This window comes from Streptomyces sp. NPDC033229 (genome assembly GCF_055576875.1).
Genome location: NZ_JBVIQR010000029.1, coordinates 47,118 through 57,462 on the forward strand (window position 1 = coordinate 47,118; position 10,345 = coordinate 57,462).

Here is a 10,345-nt window from a genome sequence, read left to right on the forward strand (position 1 = left end):
CCGCGCACGCGGGGACAAGAGGGGCGGCCCATACGGGCCGCCCCTCGGCGCATCTCCGCCCGCCCGGGGAATATGCTGCTCAACATGACGACTGAGCCGGAACAGCAGATCGGAGTCGGGACGCCGGACGCGTTCCAGCGCCTGTGGACGCCCCACCGGATGGCGTACATCCAGGGTGAGAACAAGCCGACCGGCCCCGGTGCCGACGACGGCTGTCCGTTCTGCTCGATTCCCGAGAAGAGCGACGAGGACGGGCTGATCATCGCCCGGGGTGAGCGCGTGTACGCGGTGCTCAACCTCTATCCGTACAACGGCGGGCACCTCATGGTCGTCCCCTTCCGGCACATCGCCGATTACACCGAGCTCGACGACGCCGAGACCCTGGAGCTCGCGGCGTTCACCAAGCGGGCCATGGCCGCCCTGCGGGCCGCCTCCGGGGCGCACGGGTTCAACATCGGCATGAACCAGGGCAGTGTGGCCGGCGCCGGCATCGCCGCTCACCTGCACCAGCACATCGTGCCGCGCTGGGGCGGGGACACCAATTTCCTGCCCGTCATCGGTCACACCAAGGTGCTGCCTCAACTGCTCGCCGACACGCGGAAGATGCTCGCCGACGTCTGGCCGACCGTCTGACCTCGTCGTACACCCGTAAGGCGAGGACACGCCTCGCCCGAAACCGGTAAATCGCACCAATTATTTACAAAGAAGCTCTAATGGTGCGGTGACCTTCCTTCACCGCCGCACGGTGCTGCGCGCGGCCGCGAGCGGCGCCCTCGCCGGGGCCGCGGGGGCGGCCGCCGCGGGCTGCGCGGGGCGCGACGAGGCCGCCGACGGTGGCGCGGTGGCCAGGGGCCCGGCGGCGTCGACGCCGGCCGGGGCGCCCAAGGAGCCCGACGCACCCAGGCCACCCGTGCTGCCCCCGCTGCCCGCCGGGCTTCCCGCCCAGATCGAGCACGGTCCACGCACCGGCGACGCGGTGGCGCTCACCTTCCACGGCCAGGGCGATCCGAGGACGGCCACGGACATGCTGGCGGCGGCCGAACGGGCCGGGGCGCGGCTGACCGTGCTGGCCGTCGGCGACTGGCTGGACGCGCAGCCGCGGATGGCGCGCCGGGTGCTCGACGGCGGGCACGAGCTGGGCAACCACACCATGCGTCATCTGGACATCTCCACGATGAGCGCCGCGGCGGCCGCCGCCGAGATCCAGGAGTGCGCCGAGCGGTTGCGGGCGCTCACGGGCGGGATCGGCCGCTGGTTCCGGCCGTCGCGCACGCAGTACGCCACCGATCAGGTGGCCCGGCTCGCACGCGAGGCCGGATATCCGCACGTCCTGTCGTACGACGTGGACTCCCTGGACTTCACCGACCCGGGCGCGGAGGCGGTCCGGCGTACCGTGTTGGACGCGGTGCGGCCCGGGTCGGTCGTGAGTCTGCACTTCGGGCACGCCGGCACGGTCGCCGCGCTGCCCGCGATCCTCGACGGCTTGCACCGCCGCGGTCTGCGCGCGGTGACGACTACGGAGCTGCTGACCCGATGATCCTCCTCTCGCACGACCGTTCCCGCCCCCGTCCGCGGGGGGTCCGCCGGGCCGCGCTGTTGGCGGCCTCCTGTGCGCTGCTGGCCGCCGGCTGTGGTGGCACAGCCTCGAACGAGGCGGCGGACCAGGGCGCGCACCGGGGTGCGCACCATCAGAAGGCGGCCGCGCCGCCGGGGCTGCCCGGCATGCCCCCCGTGCTCGACCCGAACGACCTGTACGCGGCCGACCGGCCGAACGCCCTGTCTCCCGTGGTGAAGAACTTCCCGTCCCGGGTGTACGTGCCCAATACCGAGTCCAACACGGTCAGTGTCATCGACCCGAAGACGTACAAGGTCATCGAGACGATCCCGGTCGGTGTGCAGCCGCAGCACGTGGTGCCGTCCTGGGACCTGAAGACGCTGTGGGTCAACAACAACCGCGGGCACACCCTTACGCCCATCGATCCGGCCACCGGCAAGGTGGGGGAGACCGTCGAGGTCCATGATCCCTACAACCTGTACTTCACGCCGGACGGCAAGTACGCGGTGGTGATGGCGTCGATGGACCGGGAGCTGGTCTTCCGTGACGCGCACACGATGGAACGCAAGCGCACGGAGCCGGTGACGTGTGCGGGGGTCAATCACGCGGACTTCTCGCCGGACGGGAGGTACTTCATCGTCTCGTGTGAGTTCTCCGGGGAGCTGATCAAGGTCGACACGGCGAAGATGAAGGTCATCGGTCAGCAGAAGCTGCCGTTCAAGGGGGCGATGCCGCAGGACGTGAAGATCTCGTCGGACGGCAAGACCTGGTACATCGCCGACATGATGGCCGACGGTGTCTGGGTGCTGAACGGCGACAAGTTCACCAAGCCCTGGCTGATGCCGACGGGCAAGGGTGCGCACGGGCTCTATGTGAGCCGGGACTCGAAGTCGATGTACATCTCCAACCGGGGTGAGGGCTCGGTGTCGGTGCTGGACCTGCCGAGCCGCAAGCTGGTGAAGAAGTGGGAGCTGCCGGACGGCGGCAGCCCGGACATGGGCGGGGTGTCGGCGGACGGCAAGGAGCTGTGGCTGTCGGGCCGCTATGACTCCGAGGTGTATGTGATCGACACCCGGGACGGGCACCAGATCGCCCGGATCCCGGTGGGTGCCGGGCCGCACGGGCTCGCCTTCTATCCTCAGCCGGGCCGCTATTCGCTGGGCCACACGGGCATCTTCCGCTGAGAATTTCCGGGGGCGTGCAGGGCTCCTGACGCATGGTCAGGCCCCGGGGCCGGTCGGGTCCCGGGGCCTTGCCCTGTGTCGAGGGGCGGCGTGGATCAGGCGTTGTAGACGTCCGCCTGAGTGGGCTTCACATCCTGGATCGCGACGCTGAGCGAGCCGGCGCGCTTGCCGAAGTGCTCGGTGTCCACGCCGTTCTCCTTCAATACGCGCAGGGCGGCCTCGTGGACCACGCGCAGGACGGGGGTGGCGGCGCGCAGCGCGTCGTCGGCCATGAAGCGGTGCCGCCAGGGCTTGTCGGCCCAGGCGTGGCGGAGGCCGAAGGGCTCGGGGAGGACGAGCTTGCCGCCCCAGTACTCCAGCAGTGGCGGATACCAGGTGAGGGGGGCGCGGGCGGCGAGCCGCACGACCTCGCGGGGGGCGACGACGGGCAGGGTCACGGTCCGGGTCTCCCAGAACTTGAGGCCCTTTTTGAAGGTCTTGGTGCGGTTCTTGGGCTTGCTGTTGAACACGGAGTGGGTGGGGCCGAGGGCGTGACCGGTGACCTCGATGCGCAGCGTCTTGTGCAGGACGGTGACGGTGATGAGCAGGGTGATGACCAGCTGGCCGTCCCAGAGGACGAACTGGACGCCCAGGTAGTGGCGGTCGCCGCTGCCGAACTGCTGCTCGTTGCAGATCTTCTGGAGCTCCGCGCCGCGTATCTGGAAGGCGCCTTCGGTCCCTTCGGGCCGGGAGACGGCGGTCGCGCCCTCGCCGATGGGGGAGACCACCCAGTGCTCGACGAAGGGCGGGGTGAAGCCGCCGGTGTGGACGGGGCTGCGCTCGAGGAGACGCAGCTGGTCATGGATGGCGCGGATGACGTCCCAGCTGCGGAAGGGGTTGATTTCCTTGTCCGGGTCGAGGGGGACGAGCTCTTCGGCGAGCTGCCAGCTGCCCCAGCGGGTGCCCATGCCGAGTATGCCCTTGGGGCCGGCGTAGAAGACGATGTTGCTCCGCTGTTCGGCACTGAGCCGCTCCAGGCTCTGGCGCAGTCGCTCGGCGGCGGTCTCGCCGGGGCTCTGGGGGACGGCTTCGGGGATCTTCGCGGCGACGCCGCCGCCGCTGAGCAGCCCGGTCCAGGCGCTGCGCAGGTCCTTGGCGGTGCGCTCGCAGACGCGCTTGGCCCAGAGACCGCCGATGACGGGGGCGATGACCATGGCCCGGATGTAGAGGCCCCAGAAGCCGTGGACGGGCAGCTTGACCAGGAGGACGACGGCGATGATGCCGAGGGCGGTCAGCAGGAGGGTGCTGAGGGCCCCGGCGCGCTTGTTCTGCGCTCCGGCGAGCACGCGGCGGAGTTGGAAGACGCCGAGCCAGAGCAGCACGCCGGGCAGGAAGAGCAGCCCGCAGACGGCCATGATGAGGGTCAGTCTGGCGTCGCGCTGCTTGCGGATGCGGTTGGCGGCGAGGCAGTGCTCGACGACGGGCCGGGGTTCGAGGCCGAAGGACTGGATGAGGGGTTTCCCGCCGAGCATCCGCTGCTGCACGGCGCGGGAGAAGGCTTCGCCCAGGTTGGGTTCGAAGAGGGCGATGCGGGGTTTCTTGACCTCGGAGGTGGCCCAGTCGGAGTTGGCCTTGAGCAGTTCCTCGACGGCGTCGTCACGGTAGGCGGCGGAGGCCAGGGCCTGCGTCGCCGCGGTCTGTCCGGCGGCCCCCGAGAGGGGGATCTGTGCGCCCGGACTGAAGTCGAACGGGTCCCCTGCTGCCACTGTTGCCCCCAATGCCGCGCATTCCCGATGCTGCGACGTGCTCCCGACTACGGCCCGGTTGTCTACGTTATGGGGCCGCGTGCTCAGCGTAACGGGTGGGGTGCCGCCTGTCGTGGGAGATCGGAAAGCCGCCCGCCTCCGGCCAGTTGGGGCGGGCGGCTTGTGAACTATGCGCTGTTCTCCGCCTGTTCGCGAACACGGTCCGCCACATTCGCCGGCATGGGTTCGTGCCGGGCGTAGGAGCGGCTGAAGCGTCCGGTGCCGTGCGAGAGGGAGCGCAGGTCCACCGCGTAGCGGTCGATCTCGATCTCCGGGACCTCGGCCCGTACGAGGGTGCGGCCGTCTCCGGACTGCTCGGTTCCGATGACGCGGCCGCGGCGGCCGGAGAGGTCGCTCATCACCGGGCCGACGTAGTCGTCGGAGACCAGGACCCGTACCTCGGCGACGGGTTCGAGGAGGTGGATGCGGGCTTCGGCGGCGGCTTCGCGCAGGGCGAGGGCGCCCGCGGTCTGGAAGGCGGCGTCGGAGGAGTCCACCGAGTGGGCCTTGCCGTCGAGGAGGGTGATCCGGACGTCGACCAGGGGGTGGCCGGCGGCGACGCCGCGGGCCGCCTGGGCGCGGACGCCCTTCTCCACCGAGGGGATGAACTGGCGTGGCACCGCGCCTCCGACGACCTTGTCGACGAATTCGATGCCGGAGCCGCCGGGCAGCGGTTCGACCTCGATCTCGCAGATGGCGTACTGGCCGTGGCCGCCCGACTGTTTGACGTGCCGGCCGCGCCCGGTGGCCTTGGAGCCGAAGGTCTCGCGCAGGGACACCTTGTACGGCACGGCGTCGACGCGTACGCCGTAGCGGGTGCGCAGCCGCTCCAGGGCCACGTCCCGATGGGCTTCGCCGAGGCACCACAGGACGACCTGGTGGGTGTGCGGGTTGTGTTCCAGGCGCATGGTGGGGTCTTCGGCGACCAGGCGGGCCAGGCCCTGGGAGAGCTTGTCCTCGTCGGCCTTGCTGTGGGCCGAGATGGCGACGGGCAGCAGGGGGTCGGGCATCTCCCAGGGCTCCATCAGGAGCGGGGCGCCTTTGGCGGAGAGGGTGTCGCCGGTCTCGGCGCGGGTGAGTTTGGCGACGCAGGCGATGTCCCCGGCGATGGCCTGGTTGAGCGGCCGCTGGTGTTTGCCGAAGGGCGAGGAGAGGGCGCCGACGCGTTCGTCGACGTCGTGGCTCTCGTGTCCCCGGTCCTCCAGCCCGTGGCCGGAGACATGCACCGTCTCGTCGGGGCGCAGGGTGCCGGAGAAGACGCGGACCAGGGAGATCCGGCCGACGTACGGGTCCGAGGAGGTTTTGATCACCTCTGCGGCGAGGGGGCCGGCCGGGTCGCACTCCAGGGGCGGGCGCGGGGCGCCCCCGGGAGTGGTGACGGCGGGGGTCCGGCGTTCGGGCGGGGTGGGGAAGGCGCCGGTGATCAGCTCCAGCAGTTCGATGGTGCCGAGGCCCGCCTTGGCGCCCTCGGCGGCGGGGGCGGCGGCGAGGACCGGGTGGAAGGTGCCGCGCGCGACGGCCCGCTCCAGGTCCTCGACGAGGGTCTTGATGTCGATGTCCTCGCCGGTGAGATAGCGGTCCATGAGGGTTTCGTCCTCGCTCTCGGCGATGATCCCCTCGATGAGCTTGTTGCGGGCCTCCTCGATCAGCGGCAGTTGGTCGGGGGCGGGCGCGGTGTCCGTCCGGGTCCCCGAGGAGTAGTCGAAGATCCGCTGGGAGAGCAGGCCGATGAGGCCGATCACGGGGTGGTGCCCGTCGGGGCCCTCGGCGCCGCGCAGCGGCAGGTACAGCGGCAGTACGGAGTCGGGGGAGTCGCCGCCGAAGGCGTCGCGACAGGTGCGGGTCATCTCCTCGAAGTCCGCGCGGGCCGCTTCCAGGTGGGTCACCACGATCGCGCGGGGCATGCCGACCGCCGCGCACTCCTCCCACACCGTGCGGGTCGCGCCGGCGATGCCTTCGGTGCCCTCGGCCGCCGAGACGACGAAGAGGGCCGCGTCCGCGGCGCGCAGACCGGCCCTCAGCTCGCCGACGAAGTCGGCATAGCCGGGCGCGTCCAAGAGGTTGATCTTGATCCCGGCCCATTCGACGGGGATCAGGGACAGCTGTACGGAGCGCTGCTGGCGGTGTTCCATCTCGTCGTAGTCGGAGAGGGCCGCGCCGTCCTCGACCCGGCCCGCGCGGTTGACCGCGCCGGTGGCCAGGGCCAGGGCCTCCACCAGCGTCGTCTTCCCGGACCCGCTGTGGCCGACCAGCACCACGTTCCTGATGCGGCTGGGCCGGTCGGCCGACGCTGCCCTGCCCGCGGCCCCTGGGTGTGTGCTCGTCTTCTCGCCCATGTGTCTCGCCTCCCGGTCGACACCTGCGGTCCTTCGAGCTTTCCACCGTGGTCACGCTGCGTCCATACGTCGAACACGGGGCCGCCACAGTCGGCCGGGCGCGCGGCCGGACCGGCGCGAGGGGACGGCTGCGGTCTCCCCGGCCGGTGCGGCGGCCCCGGCGGAGGCGTGGACCTGGGCGTTTCGGCCCGGCCGGCACACCCGGGCGGGCGGGGGCGGGCGCGGGCGCGGTCGCTCGCCGGGCGACGGCGAGGCCGTTCGACGCGACCCGCCGTGGGACGACTGGTTCCGGCCTGCTTTCCGGCTGCTTTCCGGGCTCGGCGGACGGGGGAGCGGCACGTGATCTTCCGCATGCTGCGGTCCACGGGACGACGGCCGGGCCGGGGGCCCAGGGGCCGCGGGGCCGCCATCGGGCCGCCCGCGATCGGCCGTCGGCCCGGGCCCGTTGGCCCAGGCGGCGCGAAGACGGCTGGCCGTTCGCCGCCGTACGGGTGTGACCTGCGCCTTGGGCCCCACGAGTGACGCGTGCGCGGCGGGCCCCGGGCGCCTGGCTACGATGGGCCAGCCGGTGGCCTTCCGACCACCCGGCCCGACACGACCCTTCGGGAAGGCCATGCTGAACAAGTACGCGCGTGCGTTCTTCACGCGTGTTCTCACGCCGTTCGCCGCCCTGCTCATCCGCCTGGGCGTCAGCCCCGACGCGGTGACCCTCATCGGTACCGGCGGTGTGATGGCGGGCGCGCTGGTCTTCTACCCCCAGGGTGAGTTCTTCTGGGGCACGGTCGTGATCACGCTGTTCGTCTTCTCGGACCTGGTCGACGGCAACATGGCCCGCCAGCTCGGCCGCTCCAGCCGGTGGGGCGCCTTCCTCGACTCCACCCTCGACCGGGTCGCCGACGCGGCGATCTTCGGCGGGCTCGCGCTCTGGTACGCCGGGCGGGGCGACAGCCTCACCCTGTGCGCGGTGACGATCTTCTGCCTCGCCAGCGGCCAGGTGGTCTCGTACACCAAGGCACGCGGCGAGAGCATCGGACTGCCGGTCAATGTCAACGGCCTGGTCGAGCGCGCCGAGCGGCTCGTGATCTCCCTGGTGGCCTGCGGCTTCTCCGGACTGCACAAGTTCGGCGTCCCGCACATCGACAAGCTGCTGCCCATCGCCCTGTGGATCGTGGCCGTCGGCAGCCTGGTGACCATGATCCAGCGGGTGGTGACCGTGCGCCGCGAGGCCGCCGAGGCCGACGCGGTGCCGGCCGGCGGGGGCGAGACCGGGTGAAGGAGAAGCTGGCCGACGGGCTGTACGGGCTCGGCTGGGCCACGGTCAAGAAGCTTCCCGAGCCGGTCGCCGTGCGGCTGGGCCGGCGGATCGCGGACACCGTCTGGAAGCGGCGCGGCGCGGGCGTGCGGCGTCTGGAGGCAAATCTCGCCCGGGTGGTCCCGGACGCGGGCCCGGCGGAGCTCGCCCGGCTGTCCCGGGCGGGCATGCGCTCGTACACCCGCTACTGGATAGAGTCCTTCCGGCTGCCGGCCTGGAGCAGGAGCCGCATCCGTGACGGCTTCACGCCCGAGGGCCTGCACCACCTGGAAGAGGCCCTGGCGGCCGGGCGCGGCGCCGTCATCGTCCTGCCCCACATGGGCAACTACGACCTCGCCGGCGCCTGGGTGACCACCAAGCTCGGGGTGCCCTTCACCACGGTCGCCGAGCGGCTCAAGCCGGAGACGCTCTACGACCGGTTCGTGGCCTACCGCGAGGGGCTCGGCATGGAGGTCCTGCCGCACGCCGGCGGCAGCGCCTTCGGAACGCTCGCCCGGCGGCTGCGCTCGGGCGGCCTGGTCTGCCTGGTGGCCGACCGTGATCTGTCGTCCTCCGGCATAGAGGTCACCTTCTTCGGCGAGGCGACGAAGATGCCCGCCGGACCCGCGATGCTCGCGGTGCAGACCGGCGCGCCGCTGATGCCGGTCACCCTCTGGTACGACCGTTCGCCGGTCATGCGGGGGCGGATCCACGCGCCGATCGAGGTGCCCGCCACGGGCACCCGGGCCGAGAAGGCCGCGGCCATGACGCAGGGCATGGCCGACGCCTTCGCCTCCGGCATCGCGGAGCACCCGCAGGACTGGCACATGCTCCAACGGCTGTGGCTCGCTGATCTCGAGCCGCGGACCGGTCGCGCCGACCAGAGCTCCGGAACGGGGAAACGTTGAGGATCGGGATCGTCTGCCCGTACGCGTGGGACGTGCCCGGTGGCGTCCAGTTCCACATCCGGGACCTCGCCGAGCACCTCATCCGGCTGGGCCACGAGGTGTCGGTACTGGCCCCGGCGGACGACGAGACGCCGCTGCCGCCGTTCGTCGTCTCGGCGGGCCGGGCGGTGCCCGTGCCGTACAACGGCTCGGTGGCGCGGCTCAACTTCGGTTTCCTCTCCGCCGCGCGGGTGCGCCGCTGGCTGCACGACGGAGACTTCGACGTCATCCACATCCACGAGCCGACCTCGCCGTCGCTGGGCCTGCTGGCCTGCTGGGCCGCGCAGGGGCCGATCGTGGCGACCTTCCACACCTCCAACCCGCGCTCCCGCGCCATGATCGCCGCGTATCCGATCCTGCAGCCCGCGCTGGAGAAGATCAGCGCGCGGATCGCGGTGAGCGAGTACGCGCGCCGGACGCTCGTCGAGCATCTCGGCGGCGACGCGGTGGTCATCCCCAACGGCGTCGACGTGGACTTCTTCGCCCGCGCCGAGCCCAAGCCGGAGTGGCAGGGACAGACGATCGGCTTCATCGGCCGCATCGACGAGCCCCGCAAGGGCCTGCCCGTCCTGATGCGCGCCCTGCCGAAGATCCTCGCGGAACGCCCTGACACGAGGCTGCTGGTCGCCGGGCGCGGCGACGAGGAGGAGGCCGTCGCGAACCTGCCCGCCCGGATGCGCGAACGCGTGGAGTTCCTCGGCATGGTCAGCGACGAGGACAAGGCGCGGCTGCTGCGCAGCGTCGACCTGTACGTGGCGCCCAACACGGGCGGCGAGTCCTTCGGCATCATCCTGGTCGAGGCGATGTCGGCGGGCGCGCCCGTCCTGGCCAGCGACCTGGACGCCTTCGCCCAGGTCCTCGACCAGGGCTCGGCGGGCGAGCTGTTCGCGAACGAGGACGCCGACGCGCTCGCCGCGGCGGCCCTGCGCCTCCTCGCCGACCCCGCGCACCGCACCGGCCTGAGCGAACGGGGCAGCAAGCACGTGCTCCGCTTCGACTGGTCCCGGGTCGGGGCGGACATCCTGGCCGTCTACGAGACGGTGACAGCGGGCGCGGCCTCGGTGGCCACCGACGAACGCGTCAGCCTCCGCGCCCGCTTCGGCCTGGCACGGGATTAGGGCCTGTCCGGCGGGGTGGGGGGGGGGGGGGGGGGGGGACCCACCCCACCCCCCCCCGGCTTTGGGGAAGAGCCCCAAGAGACCCCCCCCCCCCAAAGGGGACCCCAAACCCCCCAAGAAAACCCCGGTA

General features: G+C 71.7%; 8 protein-coding genes. 6 read left to right on the forward strand and 2 right to left on the reverse strand.

Annotated elements, in window-relative coordinates; translation table 11 throughout:
- The first annotated feature begins 72 nt into the window (after positions 1-72).
- The 3 genes from ACZ53N_RS24340 (at position 73) to ACZ53N_RS24350 (ending at position 2,739) form a co-directional block, all read left to right on the forward strand.
- Positions 73-633: an HIT family protein gene (locus ACZ53N_RS24340; protein ID WP_469142913.1), complete on the forward strand. Its 561-nt coding sequence runs from the start codon at positions 73-75 to the stop codon at positions 631-633.
- An 88-nt stretch (positions 634-721) separates the two neighbouring features.
- Entirely contained in the window at positions 722-1,537 is an 816-nt protein-coding gene (locus ACZ53N_RS24345; protein WP_469142914.1) for a polysaccharide deacetylase family protein, read from the forward strand.
- Positions 1,534-2,739, forward strand: coding sequence for a YVTN family beta-propeller repeat protein (locus tag ACZ53N_RS24350; RefSeq protein ID WP_469142915.1), 1,206 nt, complete (start codon positions 1,534-1,536; stop codon positions 2,737-2,739). Before ACZ53N_RS24345 ends, ACZ53N_RS24350 begins: the two co-directional genes overlap by 4 nt.
- A gap of 95 nt (positions 2,740-2,834) precedes the next feature.
- On the opposite strand, the gene ACZ53N_RS24355 is transcribed toward ACZ53N_RS24350, so the two are convergent.
- On the reverse strand, positions 2,835-4,484 hold the full coding sequence (locus ACZ53N_RS24355) for a hypothetical protein (RefSeq protein WP_469142916.1): 1,650 nt from the start codon (positions 4,482-4,484) through the stop codon (positions 2,835-2,837).
- 167 nt (positions 4,485-4,651) lie between these two features.
- Positions 4,652-6,859 (reverse strand): elongation factor G-like protein EF-G2, encoded by a 2,208-nt coding sequence (locus tag ACZ53N_RS24360; RefSeq protein WP_469142917.1) that lies wholly within the window; start codon positions 6,857-6,859, stop codon positions 4,652-4,654.
- Positions 6,860-7,472: 613 nt separating this feature from the next.
- Here ACZ53N_RS24360 and pgsA point away from each other — a divergent pair.
- From pgsA to ACZ53N_RS24375, 3 genes are read left to right on the forward strand one after another with little or no spacing between them, the layout of a single operon-like run.
- Positions 7,473-8,132, forward strand: a complete 660-nt coding sequence (gene pgsA, locus ACZ53N_RS24365; RefSeq protein ID WP_165451502.1) for a phosphatidylinositol phosphate synthase — start codon at positions 7,473-7,475, stop codon at positions 8,130-8,132.
- On the forward strand, positions 8,129-9,058 hold the full coding sequence (locus ACZ53N_RS24370; protein ID WP_469142918.1) for a phosphatidylinositol mannoside acyltransferase: 930 nt from the start codon (positions 8,129-8,131) through the stop codon (positions 9,056-9,058). Before pgsA ends, ACZ53N_RS24370 begins: the two co-directional genes overlap by 4 nt.
- The gene (locus ACZ53N_RS24375) at positions 9,055-10,215 is read left to right on the forward strand and encodes a glycosyltransferase family 4 protein (protein WP_469142919.1); all 1,161 of its coding nucleotides are present in this window, start codon (positions 9,055-9,057) and stop codon (positions 10,213-10,215) included. The genes ACZ53N_RS24370 and ACZ53N_RS24375 overlap by 4 nt, the downstream gene beginning before the upstream one ends.
- Positions 10,216-10,345: the final 130 nt, after the last annotated feature.